Source organism: Dactylosporangium cerinum, assembly GCF_042653625.1.
GTDB lineage: Bacteria > Actinomycetota > Actinomycetes > Mycobacteriales > Micromonosporaceae > Dactylosporangium > Dactylosporangium cerinum.
The window spans coordinates 15,135-41,146 of sequence record NZ_JBHSIU010000054.1; the positions used below are offsets into that span (position 1 = coordinate 15,135).

Annotated in this window: 21 protein-coding genes; 5 read left to right on the forward strand and 16 right to left on the reverse strand. The window is 72.0% G+C overall.

Translation table 11 applies throughout. The annotated features are described in order from the left end of the window. Nucleotides 1-138: 138 nt before the first annotated feature. Genes ACFPIJ_RS37980 through ACFPIJ_RS37995 form a run of 4 tightly spaced genes read right to left on the reverse strand, consistent with a single transcriptional unit; the run spans nucleotide 139 to nucleotide 3,582 of the window. Nucleotides 139-1,338 (reverse strand): ABC transporter permease, encoded by a 1,200-nt coding sequence (locus tag ACFPIJ_RS37980; protein ID WP_380122721.1) that lies wholly within the window; start codon nucleotides 1,336-1,338, stop codon nucleotides 139-141. Further along, entirely contained in the window at nucleotides 1,335-2,012 is a 678-nt protein-coding gene (locus ACFPIJ_RS37985) for an ABC transporter ATP-binding protein (protein WP_380122723.1), read from the reverse strand. The genes ACFPIJ_RS37980 and ACFPIJ_RS37985 overlap by 4 nt, the downstream gene beginning before the upstream one ends. Next, nucleotides 2,009-3,049 (reverse strand): peptidoglycan-binding protein, encoded by a 1,041-nt coding sequence (locus ACFPIJ_RS37990; RefSeq protein ID WP_380122724.1) that lies wholly within the window; start codon nucleotides 3,047-3,049, stop codon nucleotides 2,009-2,011. The genes ACFPIJ_RS37985 and ACFPIJ_RS37990 overlap by 4 nt, the downstream gene beginning before the upstream one ends. Continuing rightward, entirely contained in the window at nucleotides 3,046-3,582 is a 537-nt protein-coding gene (locus tag ACFPIJ_RS37995; RefSeq protein ID WP_380122726.1) for a hypothetical protein, read from the reverse strand. The genes ACFPIJ_RS37990 and ACFPIJ_RS37995 overlap by 4 nt, the downstream gene beginning before the upstream one ends. An 86-nt stretch (nucleotides 3,583-3,668) precedes the next feature. On the opposite strand from ACFPIJ_RS37995, the gene ACFPIJ_RS38000 reads away from it, so the two are divergent. Both ACFPIJ_RS38000 and ACFPIJ_RS38005 read left to right on the forward strand, forming a co-directional pair. After that, complete coding sequence (locus tag ACFPIJ_RS38000; protein WP_380122728.1) at nucleotides 3,669-4,319, forward strand: response regulator transcription factor; 651 nt, start codon at nucleotides 3,669-3,671, stop codon at nucleotides 4,317-4,319. After that, nucleotides 4,316-5,491: a sensor histidine kinase gene (locus ACFPIJ_RS38005; RefSeq protein ID WP_380122730.1), complete on the forward strand. Its 1,176-nt coding sequence runs from the start codon at nucleotides 4,316-4,318 to the stop codon at nucleotides 5,489-5,491. The genes ACFPIJ_RS38000 and ACFPIJ_RS38005 overlap by 4 nt, the downstream gene beginning before the upstream one ends. Here the strand turns inward: ACFPIJ_RS38005 and ACFPIJ_RS38010 are convergent. The 7 genes from ACFPIJ_RS38010 to ACFPIJ_RS38040 are packed head-to-tail and all read right to left on the reverse strand — an operon-like array spanning nucleotide 5,463 to nucleotide 15,146. Next, entirely contained in the window at nucleotides 5,463-6,566 is a 1,104-nt protein-coding gene (locus tag ACFPIJ_RS38010; protein ID WP_380122732.1) for a Gfo/Idh/MocA family protein, read from the reverse strand. The genes ACFPIJ_RS38005 and ACFPIJ_RS38010 overlap by 29 nt on opposite strands. After that, nucleotides 6,551-7,168 (reverse strand): ThuA domain-containing protein, encoded by a 618-nt coding sequence (locus tag ACFPIJ_RS38015; RefSeq protein WP_380122733.1) that lies wholly within the window; start codon nucleotides 7,166-7,168, stop codon nucleotides 6,551-6,553. The genes ACFPIJ_RS38010 and ACFPIJ_RS38015 overlap by 16 nt, the downstream gene beginning before the upstream one ends. Beyond that, nucleotides 7,165-11,088: a discoidin domain-containing protein gene (locus ACFPIJ_RS38020; RefSeq protein ID WP_380122735.1), complete on the reverse strand. Its 3,924-nt coding sequence runs from the start codon at nucleotides 11,086-11,088 to the stop codon at nucleotides 7,165-7,167. Before ACFPIJ_RS38020 ends, ACFPIJ_RS38015 begins: the two co-directional genes overlap by 4 nt. After that, complete coding sequence (locus ACFPIJ_RS38025) at nucleotides 11,085-11,978, reverse strand: NAD-dependent epimerase/dehydratase family protein (RefSeq protein WP_380122737.1); 894 nt, start codon at nucleotides 11,976-11,978, stop codon at nucleotides 11,085-11,087. Before ACFPIJ_RS38025 ends, ACFPIJ_RS38020 begins: the two co-directional genes overlap by 4 nt. Then, nucleotides 11,975-12,805 (reverse strand): carbohydrate ABC transporter permease, encoded by an 831-nt coding sequence (locus tag ACFPIJ_RS38030; protein WP_380122739.1) that lies wholly within the window; start codon nucleotides 12,803-12,805, stop codon nucleotides 11,975-11,977. Before ACFPIJ_RS38030 ends, ACFPIJ_RS38025 begins: the two co-directional genes overlap by 4 nt. Continuing rightward, nucleotides 12,802-13,767, reverse strand: a complete 966-nt coding sequence (locus ACFPIJ_RS38035; RefSeq protein WP_380122741.1) for a carbohydrate ABC transporter permease — start codon at nucleotides 13,765-13,767, stop codon at nucleotides 12,802-12,804. Before ACFPIJ_RS38035 ends, ACFPIJ_RS38030 begins: the two co-directional genes overlap by 4 nt. Further along, complete coding sequence (locus ACFPIJ_RS38040; RefSeq protein ID WP_380122743.1) at nucleotides 13,767-15,146, reverse strand: ABC transporter substrate-binding protein; 1,380 nt, start codon at nucleotides 15,144-15,146, stop codon at nucleotides 13,767-13,769. The genes ACFPIJ_RS38035 and ACFPIJ_RS38040 overlap by 1 nt, the downstream gene beginning before the upstream one ends. A 121-nt stretch (nucleotides 15,147-15,267) precedes the next feature. On the opposite strand from ACFPIJ_RS38040, the gene ACFPIJ_RS38045 reads away from it, so the two are divergent. Beyond that, nucleotides 15,268-16,533 (forward strand): enolase C-terminal domain-like protein, encoded by a 1,266-nt coding sequence (locus tag ACFPIJ_RS38045; protein WP_380122745.1) that lies wholly within the window; start codon nucleotides 15,268-15,270, stop codon nucleotides 16,531-16,533. A gap of 79 nt (nucleotides 16,534-16,612) precedes the next feature. Here ACFPIJ_RS38045 and ACFPIJ_RS38050 read toward each other — a convergent pair whose 3' ends face one another. Continuing rightward, nucleotides 16,613-17,788, reverse strand: coding sequence for an ROK family transcriptional regulator (locus ACFPIJ_RS38050; protein ID WP_380122747.1), 1,176 nt, complete (start codon nucleotides 17,786-17,788; stop codon nucleotides 16,613-16,615). 427 nt (nucleotides 17,789-18,215) lie between these two features. On the opposite strand from ACFPIJ_RS38050, the gene ACFPIJ_RS38055 reads away from it, so the two are divergent. Next, complete coding sequence (locus ACFPIJ_RS38055; protein WP_380122749.1) at nucleotides 18,216-18,716, forward strand: hypothetical protein; 501 nt, start codon at nucleotides 18,216-18,218, stop codon at nucleotides 18,714-18,716. Between the two features lie 33 nt (nucleotides 18,717-18,749). Here the strand turns inward: ACFPIJ_RS38055 and ACFPIJ_RS38060 are convergent, their stop codons facing one another. From ACFPIJ_RS38060 to ACFPIJ_RS38075, 4 genes are read right to left on the reverse strand one after another with little or no spacing between them, the layout of a single operon-like run. Continuing rightward, nucleotides 18,750-20,078 carry an enolase C-terminal domain-like protein gene (locus ACFPIJ_RS38060; protein WP_465252342.1) on the reverse strand — a complete coding sequence of 443 codons (1,329 nt, stop codon included), beginning with the start codon at nucleotides 20,076-20,078 and terminating at the stop codon, nucleotides 18,750-18,752. Between the two features lie 36 nt (nucleotides 20,079-20,114). After that, nucleotides 20,115-21,137, reverse strand: a complete 1,023-nt coding sequence (locus ACFPIJ_RS38065; RefSeq protein ID WP_380122753.1) for an ABC transporter permease — start codon at nucleotides 21,135-21,137, stop codon at nucleotides 20,115-20,117. After that, complete coding sequence (locus ACFPIJ_RS38070) at nucleotides 21,130-22,671, reverse strand: sugar ABC transporter ATP-binding protein (protein ID WP_380122755.1); 1,542 nt, start codon at nucleotides 22,669-22,671, stop codon at nucleotides 21,130-21,132. Before ACFPIJ_RS38070 ends, ACFPIJ_RS38065 begins: the two co-directional genes overlap by 8 nt. Beyond that, complete coding sequence (locus ACFPIJ_RS38075) at nucleotides 22,668-23,738, reverse strand: sugar ABC transporter substrate-binding protein (RefSeq protein ID WP_380122757.1); 1,071 nt, start codon at nucleotides 23,736-23,738, stop codon at nucleotides 22,668-22,670. Before ACFPIJ_RS38075 ends, ACFPIJ_RS38070 begins: the two co-directional genes overlap by 4 nt. 136 nt (nucleotides 23,739-23,874) lie before the next feature. On the opposite strand from ACFPIJ_RS38075, the gene ACFPIJ_RS38080 reads away from it, so the two are divergent. Then, the gene (locus ACFPIJ_RS38080; RefSeq protein ID WP_380122759.1) at nucleotides 23,875-25,959 is read left to right on the forward strand and encodes a sensor histidine kinase; all 2,085 of its coding nucleotides are present in this window, start codon (nucleotides 23,875-23,877) and stop codon (nucleotides 25,957-25,959) included. Nucleotides 25,960-26,012: the final 53 nt, after the last annotated feature.

Sequence of the window (26,012 nt, forward strand, 5' to 3'; positions counted from 1 at the left end):
GGTCGCGCGAAGTACGTGACAGGAAAGCGGAGACGCGTGTTCGTCTCTCGATTCCGGCACCAGCGTGTCAGCCGGTCCGAGGGCCTCACAGTTGCAATTGTCACGACATACGTGATGAACATTCACGTTCTGGAGACCTCAGGTGAGGGCCTCCACCGGGGACATCCGGGCCGCCTTCATCGCCGGGTACAGGCCCGCGACCCCGCCGATGAGCACGGTCGCGGCCAGGGCGCCCGCCGTCGCCCAGGCCGGGACCATCGACGGCCAGGACTGATACGTCGCGTACGCGGCCGTGACGGCGATGCCCAGCAGCACGCCGCCGGCCCCGCCCAGCGCCGACAGCAGCAGCGACTCGGTGAGGAACTGCGTGCGGACCTGGCCGCGGGTCGCGCCGAGCGAGCGGCGCAGGCCGATCTCGGCGCGGCGTTCCAGGACCGAGATCACCATCGTGTTGGCGACCCCGACACCACCGACGAGGAGCGCGACCGCGCCCAGGCCGAGCAGCAGCCCGTTGAGGGCGTCGTCGGCGGCCCGGCGCACGGCGAGGAGGTCCGACGGTTTCGACACGGTGACGGCGCCGGGCGCCGCCGGGTTGGCGGTGGCGGCGAGGACGGCCCGGACCGCCTCGACCTGGCTGTCGCGGGAGCGGGTGTAGACGGTCGTGGGCCGCCCGTCGGAGCCGAACATCGTGGTGGCGGCGTCCCAGCCGAGCAGCACGGCCGTGTCCAGTTCGTGGGCGAGGGGCACCGGGTCGAGAACGCCGACGACGGTGAACGGGCGCCCGCCGACCTGGATCTGGGTCTGCGGGCTGGGCCGGCCGATGCCGAGCCGGTCGGCGGTGTCCGCGCCGAGGACGGCGGCCGGGTAGCGGGCGGTCGCGCCGTTGAGCCACGTCCCGCTGCGGACGGTGGCACCGACCGTGGTCGGCAGGGTGAGGCGGGCCGCGAGGACGGACAAGCCGTTGCTCTCCGCTCTCGGGATCTGGTCGGAGCGGTACACCTTGACGCCCGCGACGGCGGAGGTCGCCGACACGGCGGTGACCGGGCCGATGCGGCCGATCATCGCCTCCGCCTCGGCGGGCAGCGCCGCGTGGTCACCGGCGATGCCCTGCCCGGGTGCCACGGTGAGCAGGTTCGTGCCGAGCGCGGCGAGCTGCCGGTTCAGCTGCTCCTGGGAGGAGGCGGAGATGCCGACCACGGCGACCATGGCGGCGATGCCGAGCGCGATGCCGAGCGCGGACAGCAGCGCCCTGGTGGGCCGGGTCCGCAGCCCCGACGCGCCGGTCCGCACGACATCACCCAACGGCAGCCGGGACGGCCGGAGCCGCTGGGCGGTCACGCCGTCACCGCCGTGCGGGTGTCGCCGGCGACGCGGCCGTCGCGCATGAGGATCTGCCGGTCCAGGCTCGCGGCCAGGTCCCGGTCGTGGGTGATGACCACGACGGTGGTGCCGGCGGCGTGCAGCTCGCGGAGCACGGTCATGACGCCGGCACCGGCGACGGAGTCGAGGTTGCCGGTCGGCTCGTCGGCGAGGAGCAGCGCCGGCCCGCCGGCGACGGCACGGGCGATCGCGACCCGCTGCTGCTCGCCGCCGGACAGTTCGGTTGGCCGGTGGCCGAGCCGGTGGCCAAGGCCGACGCGTTCGAGGGCCTCCGCCGCCCGGTCGCGGCGCTGCCGGGCCGGCACCCCCGCGTAGAGCAGACCGTCGGCGACGTTGTCGAGCGCGGAGGTGCCGGCGGCGAGGTGGAACTGCTGGAACACGAACCCGATCCGGCGCGCCCGCAGCGCCGACAGCTGCCGGTCGCTCAGCCGGGACACGTCGTGCCCGTCGACGGTGACCCGGCCGGACGTCGGCAGGTCGAGGGTGCCGAGCACGTGCAGCATGGTGGACTTGCCGGAGCCGGACGGGCCCGCGACGGCGACCAGTTCACCGGCCCCGACGCGCAGCGTGACCCCGTCGAGCGCGCGGACGCCGCCGCGGTACACCTTCGTCACGTCGGTCAGTTCGATCATCGCGGCATCCCCACCGTCATGCCTTCGGTGAGGCCGTCCCCGGTGACCTCGACCCGGCCGCCGGCGAACAGGCCCGGCTCCACCTTGATGTACCGGGTGCCCGTGCCGTCGACGACCTCGAGCCCGTAGCCGCCCTCGGCGAGAGCGACCAGCGCCGCCACCGGCACGGTGAGGACGTCGGCGCGTTCGGCGGCGGTGAAGGTCACCTCGACGACGGCCGCCTCGATCCCGGCCGCGGCGGCCGGGTCGGCGAGGGAGACGAGCGCCTCGACCCGGGTCTGCGGCGGGGTGTCGGCCGCCTGCTCGATCACGGTGTACACCCGGTCGACCCGGCCGGGCACGGTGCGGCCGTCGGGCAGCCGGACCTGCACCTGGACGCCGGGCCGGGCCAGGCGCTGCTTGGAGACCGCGAGGTGCACGGTCACGGTCCGGTCGGTGCCGGTGAACCGCAGCACCTCCTGTCCCCCGCCGGTGGACTCGTTGACGCCCGCCGTGACGGTGTCCACCCGGATCGCGCCGGCGGCGAACAGCACCCGGCCGAGGTCGACCTCGCCGGTCTGCGGCAGGCCGAGATCCTTCTGCCAGCGCCGGACCGCGGTCGCGGTGGCGGCGGTGTACGCGGTGTCGACGGGGAACCCACCGTAGCCGAGGACGCGCAGGTTCTCCTCGAGCTGCCGCACGTCGGTGCCGGTGACGCCGGGGGTGAGCGGCCGGTACGCGGCGACGGCGCCGTACAGCAACACGACGGGCCGGTCGTCGACGCGGTACACCGGCCGGCCCCGCTCGATCACGTCGCCGGGCAGCGGCGTGCCGGTGATGACGCCCGGGACCCGGCCGGACAGGGTGCTGGTGCGGCCGTAGCCGAGGTCGCCGGGCTCCTCGTCCACGTCGTGCATCGTCTGCCGGGTCACCTGGGCCGTCGCCGGCGGCAGCCCGGTCGCGGTGCGCGGACCGGGGTCGTCACCGCCGAACCCGACGGCGGCGGCGACCGCGGCGCCGGCCACGACCACCACGGCGACCACCCAGACCGCCCTCACCGTTGCCCCGACGGTGTCGGGGACGCCACCCGGCCGCCGTGGCGGATGCAGACCGACTCGGCCGCCTCGTACTGCGGGTCCATGCGGACCGCCTCCGGCACGTCGACGGCGCCGTTCGAGGCCGGGTCGGGGAAGTCCTCCACGCCCTGCGCGCGCATGCACCGCGACTCGTCGCGGGCGGTGCCGAGCTTCTTGTCCATCTCATCGGGCGACAGCACGGGTTCGTACTGCTTGCACGCCGCCATCGCCTTGCCCAGCACCTCCGGGTCGATGGACTCCTTGTCGTACCCGCCGCCGACCCGGACCCGGTCGCCGTCGACCTGCGGATCCGCCTCGGGCACGCCGTGCTCGCGCATGCACCGGGCGTGCAGCAGGCCCTGCTGCTCGAAACTCAGGGTCGTCGTGGCACGGGGCGCCGCGGTGCCGTCCACCGTCGCGACACCACCGTCGTCACCGCTCTTCGTGCAGCCGGCCAGCAACACCGGCAGCAGCAGCACCGGCAGCAGGCCGCCGGTCAGGAGTCGAATCCGCATGACCCCGAGTCCACCAACCGGGGTGCAACAGCACCGTCACAGCGGCTGTAACGTCGGTGTAATCCCTGCTCGCGGAGACTGGTGCCGTGCGGATACTGCTGATCGAGGACGAGCCCGTGCTGGCCGAGCAGGTCGCCGACGGGCTGCGGGACCGCGGCATCGCCGTCGACGTCGCCGCCGACGGGCTGGACGGGCTGCACAAGGCCGGCGCCAACCGCTACGACGTGGTCGTGCTCGACCGTGACCTGCCCGGCGTGCACGGCGACCAGGTGTGCACGGTCCTCGCCGCGGGTGGCAGCGACGCGCGGATCCTGATGCTCACCGCCGCCGGTGAGGCCGCCGACCGGGTCGCCGGGCTGACCCTCGGCGCCGACGACTACCTGCCCAAGCCGTTCGTGTTCGACGAGCTGGTCCTGCGGATCCGGGCCCTGGCGCGGCGGGCCAACAACGCGCCGCGGGTCCTGCGCCGCGCCGGGCTGCAGTTCGACACCGCGCGGCGGATCGTCACCCGTGACGGCCGCGTCATCCCGCTGACCACGAAGGAGCTGGCCGTGCTGGAGATCATGATGGGTGCCGACGGTGCCGTCGTCAGCGCCGAGGACCTGCTGGAGCGGGCCTGGGACGAGCACGCCGACCCGTTCACCGCGACGGTCCGGGTGACGATGGCCCGCCTGCGCCGCAAACTCGGTGAGCCGCAGCTGATCGAGACGGTCGTCGGCGCGGGGTACCGGCTGTGAGGGTCCGCGCGACGATCCGGCTGCGGCTTGCCGTGGTGTACACCATCGTCCTGGTCGCGACGAGCGGCGTGCTGCTGGCGGTCAACGACGTGCTGCTGTACCAGAGCCTCTACGCGCAGGTCGACGGCGCGTTGATCGAGCGGTCCGGGGTGCCGCCGCCGACGAAGGCCCCGGACGGATCGTTCGGGGACCCGGACAAGGAGCCGAAGTTCCGGTTCGACCAGGAGGTGCGCGCCGAGCTGCGGGCCGAGGCGCTGCGCGACAGCATCGGCACGTCCGCGATCGCCCTGCTGATCGCGGCGCTGGTCGCGATGGGCGTCTCGTGGCTCGTCGCCGGCCGCATGCTGCGGCCGCTGCGAACCTTGACGGCCGCCACCCGCCGGATCTCGCAGGACCGGCTGCACGAGCGGATCGCGCTCACCGGCCCGCGCGACGAGCTCAAGGAGCTCGCCGACACGTTCGACGCCATGGTGGAGCGCCTCGAAGCGTCGTTTCGCAGCCAGCGCCGGTTCGTCGCGGACGCCGCCCACGAGCTGCGCACGCCCCTGACGATCGTGCGGACCGGCACCGAGGTGCAGCTGGCGAAGCGAAACAGCGGACCCGAGCAGTGGGAGGCGGCGGCGCGGCGGGTCCTGACCGCGACCGGCCGCGCCGAACGCATGCTCGACGGGCTGCTCGCCCTGGCCCGCAGCGACAGCGGCGTCATCGCCGGCGAGCCGTACGACCTCGCGGTCGCCGCCGCGACGGCCCTGACCGAGGTCGACGCCGAGGCCGAGACGGCGCAGCTCCACCTCACCAACGACCTGCGCCCGGCCCCGGTCACCGGCGACCCGGCGCTGCTCGACCGGCTCCTGGGCAACCTGGTGGGCAACGCGGTCCGGCACAACCACCACGGCGGCTGGGTCGACGTGGTCACCGCGCAGCACGACGGCGTGGTGGTCGTGACGGTCCGCAACAGCGGCGACGTCGTCCCGGCCGCGGAGGTGGAGCGGCTGTTCGAACCGTTCCAGCGGCTCGCGGCCGGCCGCGCCGCCGGCGCCCGCTCGACCGGCCTCGGCCTGGCGATCGTGCGCTCGATCGTGCGCGCGCATCAGGGCACGGTCACGGCGACCGCGCACGACGACGGTGGCCTGACCGTGACGGTCACGCTCCCGGCGCAGGTAGCGAACTGAACGGCACCGGCGCCGGCACCGCACAGGTGCTGGCGACCTCGAGCGAGGCGCCGGTGGTCGCGGCCTCCAGCAGCCGCTCCATCACGTCCAGGACGTGGAACGCCAGCTCACCCGAGGCGCGCGGGGACGTGCCGTCGCGCAGGGACAGGGCCAGGTCCGCGACGCCGTAGCCGCGGGCCGCGTCGCGGTAGCCGGCCCGCTCCGGGACGTCGGCCCACTCCTGCGTGGCCGCGGTGTACAGCCGCACCGGGCCGTCGAAATTGTTCGGATCCGGCACCGACAGGGACCCCGAGTCGCCGTACACCTCGATTCTCGGAAGCTGTCCGGCCCAGACGTCGAAGCTCATCATGAGCGTGGTCACCGCACCGCCGGCGTGTTCGAGGACGCCGGTTACGTGGGTGGCCACCTCGACCGGGAAGACCGTGCCGGCGTTCGGTCCGGATCCGATCTCGCGGGTCGCGCGGGGCGTGGCCGTCACGCCGGTGACCCGGCGGACCGGGCCGAGCAGGTGCACCAGCGCGGTCAGGTAGTAGGGCCCCATGTCGAGCAGCGGCCCACCGCCGGGCTGGTAGTAGAACTCGGGCGACGGGTGCCAGCGCTCATGCCCGGGGGTGATCATGAACGCGGTCGCGGCGACCGGGGTGCCGATGTCACCGGCTTCGACGCTCGCGCGGGCGGTCTGCACGCCGGTGCCGAGCACCGTGTCGGGCGCGCAGCCGACGACGAGACCGGCGCGGGCGGCGGCGTCGAGGACCCCGCGGGCCTCGGTGGTGCCGGCGGCGAGGGGCTTCTCGCCGTAGACGTGCTTGCCCGACGCGATCGCGGCGAGCGCCACGGCGGCGTGGGCCTGCGGCACGGTCAGGTTCAGGACGAGGTCGACGTCGTCGGCGGCGAGCAGCTCCTCGGGTGTCCCGGGCCGCACCCCCTCGAACTGCCCGGCCAGGGCCGCGGCGCGACCGGTGTCGAGATCGGCGACGCGGGTCATGGCGACGCCGGGCAGGCGGGCGAACGTGGTGGCATAGGCCGTGCTGATCTTGCCGGCGCCGATGACGCCGACCTTCAACGTGTCGCCCATGCCAGCCCCCGCATGATGATCTCGTGGTGTTCGGCGACCTCAAGGTCCTCGAGGCGGTGGCCGACGGTGGTGACGAACACCTTGCCGGCGCCCCACCGGGTGGTCCACACGACCGGCATCGTGACGCCGTCGACGTCGGTGGTCGCGTGGACCTCGATCGACGGGTCGACGTGCACGTGGTAGCGCTCGGTGTGCACGGTGAACGGCCCGATCCCCTTGACGACCGGGTGGTCGGAGACGGGCCGCACCTCGTAGGTGAGGAAGTCGGCCGGATGGTGCACGAACTGGCCGCCGGTCAGGTGCTGGTAGTCGGGGGAGGCGCGGAACGCGTCGATGATGCCGCCGTGCCAGCCGGCGAATCCGGTGCCGGCCCGCACCGCGGTGGTGAGGCCGGTCAGCTGCTCCGGCGTGATCGTGCCCATGGTCCAGCACTGCACGATGAGGTCGGCGCGGTCCAGCAGCCCGGCGTCGAGGTAGATGTCGAGGCTCTCGGCCGTGACGACCTCCACGCCGCGTTGCCGCAAGTGCGTCACGTAGCGGTCGGTGGCCTCGACGGGCCGGTGGCCCTCCCAGCCGCCGCGAACGACGATGGCTGTGGTCATGCCGTGTCCTTTGCCGCGAAGTTGGCGGTCAACGCCTGGCCGCCGGTGACCGTGAACGGGTAGTCGCGCGCGGTGGAGACCTCGACGCCGCCGACCGTCCAGCTCACGAACCGGAATCCGGGTGCGGCCTTGGCCGATGCCGTGACCTGGCTGCCGGGCTCGTAGCAGCCCGGCCGCGTCTCGTTGCCCCGCAGCCTGACGGTGCCGGCGAGCTCGGGAGACGCCGCCGCCGTGATCTCGTGCTCCACGATGTTGATGACCATGACATTGTAGAGCTTCACGGGTCCGGAACTCGTTGTGCCGTTGAACCGCATCAGGTTGACGACGGTCACGTTCCCGCCGGCGACCTGCACGGTGTAGCCGTCGGCCCCGAGGTTGTCGGTGCCCAGGTTGAACACCCGCACGCTGCCGGAGCGCACGATGAGCCCGTTGTGCAGGCCGTAGCCGAACGCGTCGGCGACGGTCAGCCGGTTCGCGCCGTCGACCGTGACCAGGTCCGCGTACTTTCGCGTCCAGCCGTCGATCACCTGCGGGAAGAGGTCCTTGCCGAGGACCCAGTTGGGCAGGTGGAAGCCGGTCCGCACGAAGGTGTTGCCGTTGCTGAGCACACCCTCGATCCGCCCGTCGTCGCTCCTGCCGACGGTGACGCCGTGCCGCACGAAGGTACCTTTGATCTTCCTGACCAGGAAGCGGTCGTTGCGGTGCGTGGCCATGTCGATGGCGTTCCACGCGTTCGGCAGGCCGATGTTGACGGCGTAGGTGGCGGTGCCCTGCCCGCGGATCGTGTACGGGAACGGGACCAGGCCGCCCGGCGCGGCCGGGTTGTTCTCCGGGTAGAACACCCGCAGGCCGTTGACGCCGGCCCGCTCGCCGCGCAGCGTGATCGCGGCCTGCTCGGTGTCCGGGTTGGCGGTGTTGCGCCCGGCGTAGGACATCAGCACGGTGCCGCCGCTGCGGCCGTCCTCGTCGCGGTTCGGCACCGCCGAGGCGCCGCGCAGCTCGACCCCGGCGGGGACGATGAGCCGGCCGCCGAGCCGGTACCAGCCGGCGGGGAGGTAGACCACGCCACCGCCGTCCCGCCCGGCGCGGTCCAGCACCCGCTGGATGCCCGCCGTCGCGTCCTGCGCGGGAAGGTAGCCGTTACCCCGCAGCGTGCCGCTCACCTCGTAGAGGACCTCGCGGCGGGGCTTGACGGCGACGGGTGCCGCGTCGTCGGCAGGCGGGTCCCCGGCGAGCTGGTACACCGTGCCCTGGACCGTGCCGGCGACCTCGGTGCCGGTGAGCTTGACGTAGCCGCCGCCGCTGTTGACCACGGCGGCCCGGGTGCCCTCCAGCCGGCTCGCCGCCATAGCCAGCCCCCACCGGGCGTCGAACTGGTCGACCTGCAGCGCGGTGTCGGTGCGCAGCAGCTGCACCCGCTGGAAGACACCGGTGAACTCGGCCCGCAGTCCCCGCACGACGTGGATGCCGATCCGGTAGTCCGCCGCGGACAGGTCGGTGAACTGGTCCCATTCCAGGTCGCCGAGGACGAAGCCGGTGCCGTGCGCGCGGGTCCACGCGTCGAGGGTGCCGCGCCGCGGCGGGTGGTACGCCGCGGGGGCCTCGGCCCAGTAGGCGTTGCTGAACCTGATGTTCTCCCACGTGCCGACGTCGGCGCCGTTGTACGCCTCGACGCCCTCCAGCAGCGCGGTGCCCCTGATGTTGCGCACCGTCGCCGACTCGTGCGTCTGGCCGTTGCCCGGCGGGCGGCCCCGTTCGTCGCGCATGGTGCTGATGCCGATGCCGCGGTAGGAGTTGAGCATGGTCACGTCGGAGACGGTGCTCATCATGTAGTTCTCGTCGCCGGCCCAGGCGCTGCCCGGGATCTCGAACGTGAAGTTGTAGGGCACCGGCGCGGTCGCGCTCTGCCGCGGGTAGTAGGTGGTGAGGCCCACGACGCCGGCGCTGCCGCCGATGCGGAACAGCACGGGACCGGTGTCGCCGGCGGGCAGGTCCGCGCTGACGAGGGTGCCGTAGCCGCCGCGGCCCTGATCCGGGTCGCGCCGGTCACCGCGCACCGTGCAGAAGGCCGGCACCTCGACGGTGCTGGTCACCCGATACGTGCCTTCGGGCAGCCAGACGGTCCCGCCACCGGCGTCGTAGCAGTCCCACAGGGCCGCCTGCAGTGCCGCCGTGGCGTCCCGGCGACCGGTCGGGTCGGCACCGTAGGCGGTGGCGTCGAAGTCCGCGACGACCGCGTCGGCGCTCGGGTACCTGGTCGTGATGAGCTTCGGCGCCGGGGTGACGACCCGCTGGTCGCGGATCTGGAGTCCGGCCACGTCGAAGCCGGTGAGACCGGCGGCGTACCCGTTGAGGTTGACCCGCACGTACCGTGCGGTCACGGCGGCGAACCGGGTCCGCGACGAGCCGTTGCCACCGCTCGCGCCGTTGCGTCCGACGGTGGTGTAGGTGGTGCCGTCGGTGGAGACCTCGACGGTGTAGTCGGGCGAGTAGGCGTTGCCCCACTGGACCAGCACCTCGTTGACGGGCCGCGCCGCGCCGAGGTCGGCCCGCAGCCACTCCCCCGCGCCGCCGTTGCCGCTCGTCCAGGCGGTCGTTGCGTCGCCGTCGTTCGCCGCCGCCGGGCTCGAACCGCCGGCAGTGCTGCTGGCGGTGAGGGTGGCCCGGCGGGCCAGGTCGGTGTCCACGGCCGAGGCGCGGAACGCCTGGTACGTGTCGTACAGCCCGGCCAGCGCCGCCGCCACCTGTGCCTCGGTCGCCCCCGTGGCGTCGAGGACTGCCTGTGCCTGGGTGACGGCCGCGGTCAGGGTCGCCTTCGATCCGGGCGGGTACTGCCCGTCGCGGGTTCCCTCACGGGCTGCGGACAGCGCCAGGTTCGCCGTGGCGACGAGGTCCCGCAGGCCGGCCTTGGCGTCGAGCTGGCGCGGGACGACGGTCACCCGCACGGCGGCGACGGTGAGCTCGACCGGGGAGCCGTCGTGGGTGAGCCGGAAGTCCGCGCCGTTGGTGCGATTGGTCAGGATCGCGTCGTCGAGGACGAAGTCCTGCGTCTTCCAGGTCTGGCTGTCGCCGTAGGTGACGGCCGCCGACGGCTTGAACTTGTCGGCGATGTCCTCGCCGGGCGAGTCGTAGTGCAGGAACAGCGTGCCGTTGCCCGAGTCGAGGTAGTCGACGCTGACCATGACGATGTCGGTGGTGTTGTACGCGTAGCTGTCCGAGACGTTCATGTACAGGTAGTTGGTCCCCGGCGGCGGCGCGGCGGCGTTGGTCTTCCAGTAGCCCCGCCCGGCGGTGGCGCCGGTGACCAGCCCGGCCTCGTTGTCCCCGGCTCTCGGGCCGAGGCCGGTGTCGGTCGCCGTGGGCCCGAGGACGGCCTGCGGTCCGGTCCTGGTGATCCGGACCTGGGCGACCGTGAGATCCGATGCCGCTGCGTTGCCGGCCGCGTTGTCGTTCGCGGCCAGGCGGAGCTCGCCGGCGAGCGCGGCGCCGTCCAGGCCGACCGCCGCCAGCCGCCAGGCGTTGGTGCCGGCGAGGTCGGCAACGGTCTTCGTGTCGCCGGACGGGGTGCGCAGCGTCACCCGGCCGCTGCCGGCGTCGTAGTAGGTGACCACGACGACGACCGGCGCCTGGGCGACACTCGCGGCGTAGCCGGCGTCCGGGGTCACGCCGAGGTAGCTGGTGCCGGCGGCGACCTGCGTCTGCCAGTACCCACGGCCGTCCAGCGTCCCGGTGCGCAGGCCCGACGGGTCGTCGCCGGCACGGGCCGCCAGGCCGAGCGTGACCGGCGCCGGGCCGAGGTCCGCGCCGACGCCGCGGGGGTACATGACCGGGCCGGGTGCGGCGTGCGCGGCGCCGGCGGGCACCAGGAGGGCGGCGGCCGCGACGACGGCCAGCCAGATGAGCGACCAACGGGGTGTCATGGGGTGCCTCCGGGATCGGGACGCCAGCCGTACACGGGAGCGAATCCGAGCACGGTTTCGGCCAGGCGGATGTCGATGAGGCTCTGGTGGTCGGTGAGTTCGGCCCGCACCGCGGCTCCGGGGTGATAGCGGTGCAGCAGCTCGCGGGTCGGCACGGCGGTCGTGGTGTCGGCCGCGGCGATGTTGAGCACGTGGTGCCCGGCGAGGTCGGCGGTCAGGGCGGCGTGCGCGGCCCGGGCGACGTCCCGCGAGTCGACCCAGGCCCACAGGTCGCGGCGGTTGCCGGCCGGGTCGCGGCGCACCGCGTCGAGCCGCTCGCGCAGCCGTTCTCCCGTGCCCGCGAACGGGAACCGCAGGCACACCGTGGACACGCCGAACCGGCGGGTGGTGAAGGCCGCGATCTCCTCGGTGAAGGTCTTCGACAGTCCGTAGGAGTCGACGGTCAGCGACGGGTGCCGCTCGTCGACCGGCACGTAGTGCGGCGACAGGTCGCGGTCCGCCCAGGCCAGGCCCACCGCGGAGAAGCTGGACGAGGTGACGACGCGCCGCACGCCGCGGCGGCCGGCCTCGGTGAACACGAGGTACGCCGACGTGGTGTTGCCCTGCAGCGTCTCGTGTTCCGGCACGATGCCCGGGGCGGGGATCGCCGCCAGGTGCACCACCGCCTGCACGCCGCCGGCGGCGGTGGCCGCCGGGCCGGTGAAGCACTCCGCGACGAACCCGGGATCGCGCAGGTCGCCGACGAGGTGCCCGGCGGTCCCCGGAGCCGGCCGGTCGACCCGGTCGGCGGCGAGGACGGTCAGACCGGCGTGGACCAGTTCGGCCACGACGAGCTGGCCGATGCCGCCGGCGGCGCCGGTGACCAGCACCGCACCCATCTGGTGGCTCATGCCTTGACCGCACCCATCAGGCCGTTGACGAAGTACCGCTGGGCCGCGACGAACAGGATGATCACCGGGATCACCACGATCAGCGCGCCGGCCATCAGCACGTTGTAGTGCTGCACCGCCCCGGACTGCAGGTTCTGCAGCGCGATCGGCAGGGTGAACGCGTCGGGGTCGTTGAGCGAGACCCGCGTGAGCAGGTACTCGTTCCAGGTCGGGATCGCGGTGAGGACCGCGATGGTGACCAGGACCGGCCGGGACAGCGGCAGGTAGATGGTGGCGAAGATGCGCAGTTCGCCGGCGCCGTCGACGCGGGCCGCCTCGCGCAGCTCGCCGGGGATGGCGTCGAAGGCGTTGGTCATCATCAGGATCGACAGCGGCGCGGACCCGTTCACGAACGGCAGGATCAGTCCCCAGTGGGTGCCCAGCAGGCCGAGCTTGTTCTCCAGCAGCACGACGGGCAGCAGCACGGTGACGCCGGGCACGAACAGCAGCGCCATGAACAGCCGGTACAGCGCCTTGCGTCCCGGGAAGTTCAGCACCGAGAACGCGTAGCCGGCCGCCGAGTAGATCGCCAGCACCAGCAGGACGGTCAGGACGGTGACCTTGAGGCTGTTCAGGAAGTAGTCGAAGAAGTGCAGCTCGTTCCAGGTCTCGACCAGGGTGTCCAGGGTCGGCCGGTGCGGGATGAGGCCCCCGCCGGCGGCGACCTCGAACCGGTCCTTGAAGGCGGCGGACACCATCCACAGGAAGGGGTACAGGCTGATCGCCGCGTACAGCAGCAACAGCAGCCCGATCGCGACGCGGGCCAGCAGGCCCGGCAGGGACTTCATGTGACCCTCCGCATGGCCCGCAGGTTGACCGCGGCGAGGATCAGGGCGGCCACGAACAGCATCCAGCCCAGCGCGCTGGACAGGCCGAGCGTCGGGTCGAGTTGGGACAGGAACGCGAGCTTGTAGGTCTCCAGGCCCAGGACGTTGGTGTGGTTGCCGGGGCCGCCGTTGGTCATGATGAGGAACGTCTGGAAGCCCTGCAGCGAGTCCCGCAGGGCGAGCAGGACGATGATGGCGGTGATCGGGCGCAGCAGCGGCCAGATGACGTGCCGGGTGATGTGCCACGGGCCGGCGCCGTCCACCCGGGCCGCCTCGACCAGCGTCGGGTCGACGGCCTGCAGCCCGGCCAGGTACAGCATCATCGACACCGGCACCGACGACCACACGGTGATGACGATGAGGGTCGGCAGCGCAGTCGACGGGTTGCCGAGGAAGCCCTGCGGCTGTTGCAGGCTGCCGAGCCCGACCGAGCCCAGCAGCAGGTTGATCGCGCCGTCCGGCTGCAGCACGTACATCCACGCGAAGTAGACGGCGATCCCGCTGGTCACCTGCGGCAGGAAGTAGACCGAGCGCAGGAAGGTCTTGAGTCTGCGCACGGAGTTCAGCAGGATCGCGAGCGGGAAGCTGACCGCGACCGTCAGCACGGGCACCGCGAGCATCACCCAGAACGTGTTGCGGGCCGCGGTGTGCACCCGCGGGGCGTACGTGGGATCGTTCCACAGCAGGTCGGCGTAGTTCTGCAGGCCGACCCACCGCCAGTTCGGGGTGAAGCCGTTCCAGGTCGCGAAGCTCAGCGAGAAGCCGTAGCCGACGGTGTAGGCGCCCATCACCGCGAACAGGACGACGGCGGGGGCCACGAACGCCGCACCCCAGGCCACCTCCGAACGGCGGTAGCGCGTCCTGCCCCGGACCGGGGCCCGCCGGGTCGGCGACGGGCCCTTCACGATCGTGTCGACCGCCATTACTGCTTGGTCCAGTAGGCGTCGATCTGCTTGGTCATCTCGGCGCCGATCTCCGCGGCGCTCTTCTTCTTCAGCGGGGTGAGGTCCATCAGGGTCGCGGCGACGGGGGTGCCGTCATAGGCGTTGGGCCGGTAGGAGGTGTCCCCCGGGTTGTAAGCGTTGGGACCGGAGCCGAACGCCTTGATCATTGCGCCGAGGGCGGGACCGACGGCGGCGCTGGGGTCGGCGCCGAGGTCGGTCGGCGGGACGTCGAGGGCCTCCTTCGCGAACGTGGCCGACACGTCCGCCTTGGCCAGGTACTTGAGCCACTGCACGGCGCCGGCCCGGTTCTTCGTCGTCGCCGACACCGACACGCCGGTGAGGGTGAACGGCGCGAGGCTCAGGTCCTTCACCGCGCCGTTGGCGGGGGCGGGCACGGGGAACGTCAGCACGTTGGCGGCGTCGAAGCCGTTCTGGGCCAGGAACGCGAGGGTGAACGTGCCGCCGATGTCGAACGTGGACTTGCCCTGGACGAACGACATGTCGGCCGAGTCGATGTCGAGGCTCTGGGTGCCCGGCGTCCAGTACGGGGTGACCTGCCCGTAGGTCTCCAGCACCTGCACGCCGGTGGGCGAGGCGAAGTTGCTCGCCTTGTCCTTGCCCCACAGGGCCCGGAACTTCTCGGGGCCGAGCAGGCCGTAGGCCATCGGTTGCAGGAACCACTCCAGGCCGGTGGTCGGCGACTTGAAGCCGATCGTGACGCCGCCGTTGTCGGGGTGTTTGGCCTTGACCTTCCCCAGCACCTCGATGAACTGCTCCCAGGTGGTGGGCGCGCTGGTGACCCCGGCGTCGGCCAGGCGCTGCTTGTTGGCGTAGACGATGCCGAACGTGCCGACGGTGAGCGGCACGCTGTAGCGCTGGCCGAGCTTGATGCCCTTGGTCTTGGCGTCCTTCGCGAGGGACTTCTGGTAGTACTCGTCGGTGACGCTGCCGTCCTTGCGCACCTGCGGCAGGTAGCTGTTCAGCCAGGCGTCGTCGACGTCCTTGGCCAGGTCGGTCAGCAGGCCGGCGCCGCCGAAGGCGAAGTCGTCGCCGGTGGTGTGCACCTCGAACAGGTCCGGCAGGTCCTTGGTCTGGGCTGCCGCCTGCACCTTGGTCACGTAGGCGTCGTCCGGGCCGTAGGCCTCGACCTTGACCGAGATGCCGGTCTCCTTCTGGAATCCTTCCGCGACCTTCTGCAGGGCCTTCACGTGCGACTGCTTGAAGGTCCACATGGTGAGGGTCTTGCCGGACGAGCTTGCGCTGTCCGAATCGCCGCCACAGGCAGCGGTGGTGGCGCCGAGTGCCAGCGTCACCAGGACGGCCAGTGCAGGCCGCCACGCGCATCGTTGCAATGTCATCACGGGTGCCGAGCCTTCGCGTCCAGGGCGCCATCGACAGGCGCCGCTCAATGTCGAGAAGGTAAATCGAATTGATGTACTGTGTCAACCACGTCACAGCGGTCAGGAAGTAGGCACATCGATGCAACAAACTGCCGACCACGCGTCACAGCGGCACGCCGTGCTGGCGGAGGCACCGTGGGCCGCCCCGGCCGGAGCTGCGCGGATCACCCGGGTCCGCACGTTTCTGTGCGCCCCGCAGGGCTGCCCGTACCTCATCGTGCGCGTCGAGACGGACCAGCCGGGGCTCTACGGCCTGGGCTGCGCCAGCGACCCGCAGCGCACCCTCGCGGTCCGCGCGGTGCTGGACGGGTATCTGGGCCCGCTGCTGCGCGGCCGGGACGCCGGCGACATCGAGGACCTCCACCGGCTGCTGCTGAACAGCGGCTACTGGCGGGGCGGCTCGATCGCCAACAACGCCCTCGGCGCCATCGACGTCGCGCTGTGGGACATCAAGGCCAAGGTTGCCGGCCTGCCGCTGCACTCGCTGCTCGGCGGCCGGGCCCGGCACGGCGCGTCGGCGTATACGCACGTGGACGGCGCGGATCCCGGCGATCTCGCCGACAAGGTGCACGCGGCCGTCGAGGCGGGATACCGGCACGTGCGCGTCCAGGTCGCGGTGCCAGGCGTGGACACCTACGGCGTCGCGTCCACCGGCTCCGGTGCGTGGGACTCCGCGGCGTACCTGCACCATGTCCCGCCGGTGCTCGTCGACGTGCGGCGCCGGGTCGGCGACGCGGTCGAGCTGCTGCACGACGCGCACGAGCGGCTCACCCCGGCGCAGGCCCGGCAGCTGGTCGCCGCCGTCACCGACGCCGGGCTGTTCTTCCTCGAGGACGCGCTCGCGCCGGAGGACAGCGCCTACTTCGGGCAGCTGCGCGCCGCCGGGCCGGTGCCGCTCGCGGTCGGGGAGCTGTACGACGACGTGAGCCGGTTCCTGCCCCTGCTGGAGCAGCGGGCCATCGACTTCGCGCGGGTGCGGATACCGACGCTCGGCGGCCTGACCCCGACCCGCAAGCTGGTCGCCGCCTGCGAGTTGTTCGGCGTGCGCACCGCGCCGCACGGGCCGGGTGACGTCAGCCCGGTGGCGCAGGCGGCCAACGTCGCGCTCGACGTCGCCAGCCCGGCCTTCGGCGTGCAGGAGGCCGCGCGGTTCCACGACGCCACCCTGGAGGTGTTCCCCGGGGCCCCGGTGCCGCAGCGGGGCAGCCTGTACCCGTCCGCGTCACCGGGGCTCGGGGTGGACTTCGACGAGGCGGCCGCCCGCCGGTATCCGGCTCCCCCACCGCTGCGGCACGACCGGTGGGCGCTGCTGCGCGGCGTTGACGGGGCCGCGCACCGGCCGTGAACCTCGTCGTTGTCAGCCGAGGGCAGTCAGCCGAGGGCAGTCAGCCGAGGTAGTCAGCCGAGGTAGTCAGCCGAGGTAGTCAGCCGAGCAGGAGGGACTGTGGTTGCACCGACAGCGTCTGGTCGAGGACCAGGCAGGCGGCCCCGATCGCGCCCACGTCGATGCCGAGCGCGGTCTGCGTCACCACGGTCGGGTGGATGCGCTCCACGAACGGCGAGCTCTCCACGATGCCCGGCACGATCGCGGTGAACCGCTCGGCGAGCAGCGGCCAGATCGGTCCGCCGAACACGATCATCTCCGCGTCGACCAGCGTCGCGGCGGCGCTCACCCCGCGCCCGACCCGCACCGCCCAGCGGTCGATGATCTCGCCGGCCGTCACATTGCCCGACGCCGCGTGCCGGCACAGCTGCCGCAGGCTCTGCTCCGCGTCGCGCGGCCCGGCCGGCTTGTATTCCGGGCCCAGCACGCCGTGCTCGATCGCCTCGGTGACCAGCGCGTTGGTGGTGCAGGCGGCGTAGAGCCCGCCGACCTCGCCCGCGTTGCCGGAGAAGCCGCGCAGCACCACGTCGTCGACGACCAGGCCCATCCCGGAGCCGGTGCCGAGGTAGAAGAACAGAAAGTTGCCGGTGTTGCGGGCGGCGCCGGCCCAGCGCTCGGCGACCGCGGCCGCGATGACGTCCTTGTCGAGCAGCACCGGCAGCCCGGTGGTCCCGGCCAGATGGTCGCGCAGCCGCACCCGTCCCCACCCGGCCAGCTCGGGCGGCGCGATCACCAGCCCCGACGCCACGTCCACCGGGCCGGGCGCGGCGATGCCGAGCCCCAGGATCTTCTCCCGCGCCACCCCGGCGTCGAGCACGAGCGCATTGATCGACTCGCTCATCTCCACCAGGGTGTGGTCGGGGTCGGCCGCCTCGGGCGTGGGCCGCTGGGCCCGCGCCACCGTGTTGCCCAGCAGGTCGAGCAGCACGAAGGTCACCACGGCGGGATCGAGGTGGACACCGATGGCGTAGCGCGCGCCGGCGTTGATCCGCAGCAGCCGCCGCGGCTGGCCGCTGCCCGAGCTGCGGGTGCCCGCCTCACGGGCCAGCCCGGTGTCGATCAGCCGGCGGCAGATGTTCGACACCGTCTGCGCCGACAGGCCGGTGGCCGCCACCACCTCGACCCGGCTCAGCCCGTCCGGCACCCGCCGGATCGCGTCGAGGACCACCGACTCGTTGAAGTCGCCCATCCGCGGCAGATTCGTGCCACGCCTCATCGGCAGCCGCTTGTCCACTGTTCTCCTATGCCGGCCGGCGCTTGGTGACTTCATCCATCAAATCGATTTAAGCCTACCATTCAGCGACGCGGCCCCCGCGCGGCTGCGCGGGGTCGAGTTGCCACACCTTCACGTGGCAGATTGAACATCACGCCCCGCCCCGCTGTCACAGCCGGGACAGAACGCGACACTCGGAGTTCGGGTCAGCGGATGCTTGGCGTTCGAACCCGCTGGCAGGGTGTCGTCCTCCGGCTGCGGCGGGAACCCTCCTCACCCCTGGTTCCCCGCGACCGCACCGGCTGACACGGCGGCGGCGCTGCCCGAGCGGCACTCCGTTTCGGGGGGCGTCGTCAGTAATACCACTGATGCCCCGTCCCGCGGCCGGCCACATCCTGGGGTGCGACACCTGAGACAGAGGAGCTTCCCGATGGCAGCCGCGCCGGTCAGGCATCCACCCAACGTGCTGTTCAACCTCGCCGGGGTCGTCCTCATCGTGGGCGGCATCGGCCTGACGCTCTACGGTTTCGCCGACATCCTGCGGGTCATGGACGAGTTCGACCCGTTCCGCGGCGACGGCCCGCCGGTGGCCGTCGCCGACGGTGCGGCACTCATCTTCTGGGGCATCATCATCTTCACGATCGGCCGCTACTTCTGGCGCGGCGCCCGCCGCCGTGGCGCCCGGGACCGCTTCGGCCGCCTGCTGATCATCGCCGGCTACCTGCTGGTCGGTGCGGGCCTGGACGCCGGCGCGCACGCCGGGGTGCAGCTGTGGAACGGCCGGACCGGCGACGACATGCAGTCGGCGGTGCTCCATGCCCTGCTGATGTTCCTGCTGTGGGCGGTGCCGGGCGGCGTGCTGGCCACGATCGGGTTCCGGCTCGCCGACGAGGTGGCACTCGCCACCGCCGAGGCCAACGCGGGGCTGTAAACCGGCTGCCGCCGCCGGGGTGGGCGGGCGGTGTCAGGCGACCGTCGTGAGCGGCTGGTCGTCCGCGGCCGCCCATTCCGGGCCGTCCGGGAAGCGGAAGGCCTCCAGCGACGCGGGGACGATCTGCGCGCTCATGCCCGGCGTGGTGGGCGCCAGGTACCGCCCGCCGCTGACCCGCACCGGGTCGGCGAAGTGCTCGTGCAGGTGGTCGACGTACTCGATGGCCCGGTCCTCGGTGCTGCCGCTGACCGCGACGAAGTCGAACATCGCCAGGTGCTGCACCAGCTCGCACAGTCCGACGCCACCGGCGTGCGGGCAGACCGGCACCCCGAACTTCGCCGCGAGCAGCAGGATCGCCAGGTTCTCGTTGACGCCGGCGACCCGGCACGCGTCGATCTGCACCACGTCGATGGCGGCGGCCTGCAGCAGTTGCTTGAACATCACGGCGTTCTGGCAGTGTTCGCCGGTGGCCACCTTGACCGGCGCGACCGCCCGGCGGACGGCGGCGTGGCCGAGCACGTCGTCCGGCGACGTGGGTTCCTCGATCCAGTACGGGTTGAAGGCGCTGAGCTCGCGCATCCATCCGATGGCGTCGGGAACACCCCAGATCTGGTTGGCGTCCACCGCGATGCGGATCTCCGGCCCGACGGCCTGCCGGGCGATGCCCAGCCGGCGCACGTCGTCGGCCAGGTCACCGCCGACCTTCAGCTTGATCAGCTCATAACCGGCGTCGACGGCTTCCCGGCACAGCCGGGCGAGCTTCTCGTCGTCGTAGCCGAGCCAGCCCGGCGTCGTGGTGTACGCCGGATAGCCGCGCTCCAGCAGGATCCGCTCCCGGGTCGCCCGGCCGCCGGCGGCGCCCCGCAGCAGCGCGAGCGCCTCGTCCTCGGTGAGCGCGTCGCGCAGGTAGCGGAAGTCGATCTGGGCCACCAGCTGCTCCGGGGTGAGGTCGGCCAGCAGCTTCCACAGCGGCTGCCCGGCCCGGCGGGCGGCGAGGTCCCAGACGGCGTTGACCAGGCCGCCGGCGGCCATGTGCACCACCCCCTTCGCCGGCCCGAGCCAGCGGATCTGGCTGTCACCGGTGAGCCGCCGGGCGAGGGCGCCCGGGTCGGCCAGCAACTCGTCGACGGGCTGCCCGACCACCATCCCGGCGAGGGACCGCAGCGCCGCGACGGCGATCTCGGTCCCCCGGCCGACGGTGAACACGAGGCCGTGGCCTTCCGCGCCGGAGGTGGTGCGCAGCACGATGTAGGCAGCGGAGTAGTCCGGGAACGGGTTCATCGCGTCGGAACCGTCCCGGTGCCGGGAGGTGGGGAACCTGACGTCGAGGAGGTCCACGGACGAGATGCGCTCAGTCACCAATGCTCCTTGGCAGGTGTCGGAAGGGATCGACCGGCGTCACGTCTGGGCCTTGCCGCCGGTGATCCGGGCGACCACGAGCGCGACCAGGATGACGGCGCCGTTGAGGAAGTTCGTCCACTGCGCGGGCACCCCGGCCAGCGTCAGCACGTTTATGATCATGAACAGCAGCAGGACGCCGGTGAAGGCGCCGAACACGGTTCCCTTGCCACCGTTGAGGCTGACGCCACCGATGACCGCCGCGGCGAAGACCTGGAAGATGGCGCCGTTGCCCTGCGCGGCGGGCACGGCCGCGAGCCGGCCGCTCATCAGCAGGCCCGCGAGCGCCGCGAGCGTGCCGGCCACCACCAGCGTGACCCACAGGATCCGGTCGGTGCGGATGCCGGCCGCGCGCGCCGCGTCGACGTTGCCGCCGATCGCGTACAGCGCCCGGCCCGCCCGGGTGTAGCCGAGCACCACGATCCCGGCCACGAACAGCAGCAGCGAGATCCAGACCGACGCCGGCACCCCGAGCCAGGTCGCGGAGCCGAGGTAGGTCATCGACGACGGCAGGGCGAAGAAGGTCTTGCCGCCGGAGATCCCGGTCAGCAGGCCGCGCAACACGATCAGCATGCCGAGGGTGACGATGAACCCGTTGAGGCCGAAGCGGACGATGAGCAGCCCGTTGAAGGCGCCGACCAAGGCGCCGACGAGCAGCACCACCGGGATGGCCAGGGCCGGCGGCAGGACGTGGACGCCGAGGCCGTGCGTGACGGCCGGGTCGATGATCAGCCAGGCGGCGATGCCGGGGGCGAGCCCGAACGTGGACTCCAGCGACAGGTCCATCTTGCCGGTGATCAGAACCATGGTCTGGGCCAGCACCAGGACGGAGATCTCCGACATGCTCTGCAGCACGTTGACGATGTTGTCGGACTGCAGGAAGACCGGGTTGACGAGGTAGCCGACGACGGCGACGGCGATGATCGCCGGGACCAGTGCCAGGTCCCGCAGCCGGGCGAACGCGGGGCTGCGGCGTACCCCGGGCGACGGGGTCACGGCGGTCTCGGACAGCGTGTCAGACATGGTCGACGTCGACCCCCTCCATGGCGGCTACCAGTTCGTTGTCGGTCCAGCCGGACGCCTTCTCCCCGGTGACCCGGCCCCGGAACATCACCAGGACCCGGTCGCACTGGCGCAGGTCGTCGAGTTCGTCGGAGACGACGAGCACGGTGGTGCCCTGCCGGCGCATCCGCTCCACGACGCCGAGCAGCGTCTGCTTGGAGCGCACGTCGACGCCCGCGGTCGGGGTGATGAGCACGAGCACCTTCGGGTCGCCGGCCAGGGCGCGGCCCATCACCACCTTCTGCTGATTGCCTCCGGAGAGCTCGGCGACCGGCACGTGCGGGCCGGGCGCCTTGACGTCGAGGTCGGCGATGGCGCCGCGGGCGAAGGCATCGCGCCGGGCCGGGGAGATGAACCCGTTGCGCCCGATGCGATGCGGGACGGTCATCGTGACGTTCTCCCCGATCGACAGCTGCGGCACCAGGCCCTCCCGGTGCCGGTCCTGCGGCACCAGGCCGACGCCGGCCGCGAGCGCGTCCGGCACGCTGCCCGGCCGCAGCACCCGGCCGTCGATCGTGACCGTCCCGGCGGCGGGACGGGACAGACCCACGATCGCCTCGGCGACCTCGACCTTGCCGCTGCCGCCGCCACCCGCGATGCCGACGACCTCCCCGGCCCTTGCCTCCATCGACAGCTCGGCGCCGGAGCGGGTGGCCAGTCCCCGCACGGACAGCAGCACCGGCGCGCCCGGCGGCAGCGGCCGGTGGACGGCCTCGGGCAGGCTCACGTCCTCGCCGGTCATCGCCGCCACCAGGGCCGGGCGGCTCAGGTCGGCCACCGGCTCGGTGAGGATGTGCCGGGCGTCGCGGAAGACCGTCACCTGATCGCAGATCTCGTAGATCTCCTGCAGATGGTGGCTGATGAACAGGAACGTGACCCCCTGGGCCCGGAGGTCACGGATCCGTTGGAAGAGGCGGCTGATCCCGGCGGCGTCCAGCTGCGCGGTCGGCTCGTCCAGGATGATGAACCGGGCGCCGAACGACAGTGCCCGCGCGATCTCCACGAACTGCCGCTGCTCCACCGACAGCGTGGCGGCCGGCTGCCGCACGTCGACGTCGACCGACCAGGTGACGAGCAGCTGCTCGGCCTCCCGCCGCAGGGCCGGCCAGCGGATCAGCCGGCCCGGCCCGCGCGCGTGCCGGTTGAGGAAGAGGTTCTCCGCCACGGTGAGCGCCGGGATGATGGTGGACTTCTGATACACGCACGCCACCCGTCGCCGCCAGCCGTCGCGGTCGCCGGGCGGCGGTGCGGGCGTGCCGTCGAAGGTGACGATGCCTTCGTCGGCCGTCTGCAGGCCGGTGAGGATGCTGACGAGCGTCGACTTGCCGGCGCCGTTGCGCCCGACCAGGGCGTGGGTCTCACCCTGGCGCACCACGATGCCGGCGTGGGACAGCGCGAGCGTGGAGCCGAACCGTTTGGTGATGTCCATGGCCTCGACGACGGGCCGGCCGCTGGGGACCGGCCCGCCGGTCGGGCCTTGCCGGGTGGAGCTCATGCGGTGTTGCCCCACAGGGTTGTGTCGTCGAACTTGAGGGTCGGCTGGCCGCCGATGGTGGCGCCGTCCTGGGTCACCAGGGGTGCGGCGAGCTGGTCCTCCAGCAGGCCGTCGCGGACCTGGATGATGGTGCTGCCGTGGTCGGTCGGGCCGGGCTGGAACGTCTTGCCGTCGATCGCCGCCTTGACGTAGGAGAGCCCGTACTTGGCGTAGAGGTCGGCCGGCTGGCTGACGGTGGCGTCGATGGCGCCGCTGCCGATGTCCTTGAGCTCCTCGGGGATGCCGTCGTTGGAGACGATGAAGACGTGCTTCGGGTCCGACGGCGGGACCTGCAGCCCCTTCTGCTTGAGAATCTGCAACGTGCCGGACAGCGCGAACGACGACTGCATGTAGACGCCCTTGATCTCCGGGTCGGACGCGAACCGGGTCTGCAGCTTCGCCGCGGCGACGTCGGCCTTCCAGTCGGTGGCCTCACCGAACACGGTGATCCCGGGGAAGTCCTTCGTCATGCACTCGTTGAACGCCTCGGTGCGGTCCCGGCCGTTGATCGAGGCCAGGTCGCCCTGCAGCATGACGACCTTGCCCTTGCCGCCGAGCTTCGTGCCCAGGAACTGGCACGCCTTGGTGCCGTAGGCACGGTTGTCGGCGCGCACCACCATGAACACCTTGCCGGTGTCCGGCCTCGTGTCGATGGTGACGACCGGGATCTTCTTGGCCTCGAGCTGGCCCAGCGTCGGGGCGATGGCCGCGGTGTCCTGCGGTGCCATCACGACGCCCTTCACCCCTTGGCTGATGAAGGTCTGCGCGTTGGAGATGAGATTCGCGATGTCGTTCTGCGAGTTGGTGGCCTTGAGCTCGACCCCCAGTTCCTTGGCGTACTGCGGCGCGTACTTGATGTAGGAGTTCCAGAAGTCGGTGTCCGAGCGCGGGTAGTCGACCCCGACCAGCGGCGCCGAGCTGGTGTTGCCGCCCGTGCCGGAACCGGCGTCGTTGCCGCAGCCAGTGGTGAACATGGCCGCGCCGAGCGTGACAGCCAGACCGCAGCTGAGGAGAGCTTTGCGGTTCACCGGAGCTCCTTCCGTTTCGATGTGGGCGCGCGCCGCGCAGCGCGTTTCGGCACGGGTCAGCGCCGCCGCCGCGGGCGCGGAAGCGTGGACTGGCGTATCGGGGGTGTCGTTGCCTGCACGGCGCGCGGAGGGGCTGTTGAAGCGGGTCGAGATCCGCCATACATCAGATGTATTTATAAACCAGAAGCACCACAGTGTCCATAGTCGTGCACTGGTGCGTGCCTCGCCCGGCAAGGTCGTCGTGACTACATCAGATGTATCGGTGGCGCTCGCGGATCGCCGACGCAGCTCCAACCTGCTCTTGGACCATCATGCCGATCTGAGGTCGGGGAGTAGAATTTCGTCAGTGCATGTCGGTTCGCTCGCACGGCTCGTGCGACCGACACCCCCGCCCATCTGGTTGGGGATCGCGGTCGTCGCCGCGCTCATGGTGGTGGAGTCCCTCGTGCTCTATCCCCTCCAGGGGGTCATGACACCGTTCTACCCGGGCATGATCTACATCGTCGGCGTGCTGGTGGCCTCGATGGTGTGGGGAATGTGGCTCGGGATGGCCACCGCGGTGGCGAGCACGGCGGCGTTCGTCTTCTTTCACGTTCAGCCCATCAACAAGATCGTCGCCGCCGACATACGGCAGGTCGTCGGGTTGGCGGTCCTGCTCTTCGTCGCGGTGGCCATGAGTGCGGTGGCGGACCTGTCCCGGCTGCGCACCGTCGAGGCCGAGGATGCTGATCTCAGCGCCGAGATGGCCCGGCTGCTGCTGCACGCGGACGATCTTCCCGCGGTGCTGCCCGCGGTCGCACAGTGCGTCGCGCGATCGCTCAAGCTGCCGGACGCGGTGATCGACCTCGCCGTCGTCCCCGGTGATGACCGACACTCGGCGTTTCCGCTGTGCGCCGGCGCTGCCCAGCTCGGGACGCTGCTGGTGCCGGTCGACGTGCCCGAGCGGACGACGCGGCGACTACGGGAGCGCGTCGTGCCGTCGTTGGCGTCGCTGCTGCACGCCGGGCGCGACCGTGCGGCCGTGTTGGACTCACTGGAAGCCAGCCGGGCGCGCCTGGGCAGCCTCGCCGCTGAACAAGCCGCGTTGGGGCGGGTGGCGAACCTCGTGGCGCACAATGGCCGTCCGGCCGAGGTCTTCGACGCGATCACGACGGAACTGCACGGGCTGCTCGGCGAGCAGTACAGCACCTGGCTGTGCCGCTTCGAAAACGACGCGACGGCCAGCACCATCTCGACCAGCCTGTCCGGCCTGAGCCCGGATCAGGTGCGCCTGTCGTTCGAGGGCGACAACGTCCCGGCGCTGGTGTGGGACACCGGCCGCGTCGCCCGGATGGACAGCTTCGAGGACGCCACCGGCCCCATCGGCGCGCTCGCTCGCGAACTGGGCGTCCGCTCGGTGGTCGGAGCACCGATCGTGGTCGAGGGGCGGCTGTGGGGTGCAGCGGCCGTCGGGTCGACCCGGCCCGAGCCGCTACCGCCGGACACCGAGGCCCGCGTCACGGCCTTCGTCGGCCTTGCCGCCACCGCCATCGCCAACGCCGACACCCAGGCCGAGCTCATCGCGTCCCGGGCCCGGCTGGTCGTCGCCGCGGACCAGGCCCGCCAGCGCATCGAGCGCGACCTGCACGACGGCGCGCTGCAGCACCTCTTCTCCGTCGCGATGCAGTTCGGTGCCGTGCAGGCCAGCCTGCCGCCGGAGCTGGAGCAGACCAGGGCGGAACTGTCGCGTGCCCTGCGCGATCTGAACGGTGCCGTGGACGACCTGCGGGAGATCTCGCGGGGCATCCATCCGACGTTGCTCGCTGCCGGCGGCCTGCCGCCCGCGATCAAGGCACTCGCCCGCAGATCGCCGGTGCCGGTCGAAGTCGACCTGCGAAACTGCCCGCGCATGCCGCCGGTGGTTGAGGTCGCCGCGTATCACGTCGTGTCCGAAGCGCTGACCAACGCGGCCAGGCATGCCCACGCCTCGGTGGTGCACGTGCAGGCGGCAACCCGCGATGCCGCCCTGCACCTGTCGATCCGTGACGACGGCGTCGGAGGCGCGGACCCTCACCTCGGGACCGGCCTCACCGCCCTCCAGGACCGGGTCGAGGCACTCGGCGGACACCTCACCATCACCAGCCCCGTCGGCGGCGGCACCCTGCTGTCGGCCAGCATCCCGACGACATCCGCCACCTGCGCTCATAAGTCGGACAGCGGCTCAGCCGCTACCGTGGGCTGACGGTACGCGGCACCACCGGGCTATCATTCAAGGGACGACGCAAAGTACGTCGG

Excerpts from the sequence above, each read along its gene's own strand:
- ACFPIJ_RS38050 (WP_380122747.1), bottom strand. The coding sequence starts at position 17,788 with ATGAGGCGTGGCACGAATCTGCCGCGGATGGGCGACTTCAACGAGTCG.
- ACFPIJ_RS38020 (WP_380122735.1), bottom strand. The coding sequence starts at position 11,088 with ATGACACCCCGTTGGTCGCTCATCTGGCTGGCCGTCGTCGCGGCCGCC.
- ACFPIJ_RS38065 (WP_380122753.1), bottom strand. The coding sequence starts at position 21,137 with ATGTCTGACACGCTGTCCGAGACCGCCGTGACCCCGTCGCCCGGGGTA.
- ACFPIJ_RS38040 (WP_380122743.1), bottom strand. The coding sequence starts at position 15,146 with ATGACATTGCAACGATGCGCGTGGCGGCCTGCACTGGCCGTCCTGGTG.
- ACFPIJ_RS37985 (WP_380122723.1), bottom strand. The coding sequence starts at position 2,012 with ATGATCGAACTGACCGACGTGACGAAGGTGTACCGCGGCGGCGTCCGC.
- ACFPIJ_RS38025 (WP_380122737.1), bottom strand. The coding sequence starts at position 11,978 with ATGAGCCACCAGATGGGTGCGGTGCTGGTCACCGGCGCCGCCGGCGGC.
- ACFPIJ_RS38035 (WP_380122741.1), bottom strand. The coding sequence starts at position 13,767 with ATGGCGGTCGACACGATCGTGAAGGGCCCGTCGCCGACCCGGCGGGCC.
- ACFPIJ_RS38030 (WP_380122739.1), bottom strand. The coding sequence starts at position 12,805 with ATGAAGTCCCTGCCGGGCCTGCTGGCCCGCGTCGCGATCGGGCTGCTG.
- ACFPIJ_RS37995 (WP_380122726.1), bottom strand. The coding sequence starts at position 3,582 with ATGCGGATTCGACTCCTGACCGGCGGCCTGCTGCCGGTGCTGCTGCTG.
- ACFPIJ_RS38070 (WP_380122755.1), bottom strand. The coding sequence starts at position 22,671 with ATGAGCTCCACCCGGCAAGGCCCGACCGGCGGGCCGGTCCCCAGCGGC.
- ACFPIJ_RS38010 (WP_380122732.1), bottom strand. The coding sequence starts at position 6,566 with ATGGGCGACACGTTGAAGGTCGGCGTCATCGGCGCCGGCAAGATCAGC.
- ACFPIJ_RS38055 (WP_380122749.1), top strand. The coding sequence starts at position 18,216 with ATGGCAGCCGCGCCGGTCAGGCATCCACCCAACGTGCTGTTCAACCTC.
- ACFPIJ_RS38015 (WP_380122733.1), bottom strand. The coding sequence starts at position 7,168 with ATGACCACAGCCATCGTCGTTCGCGGCGGCTGGGAGGGCCACCGGCCC.
- ACFPIJ_RS38045 (WP_380122745.1), top strand. The coding sequence starts at position 15,268 with ATGCAACAAACTGCCGACCACGCGTCACAGCGGCACGCCGTGCTGGCG.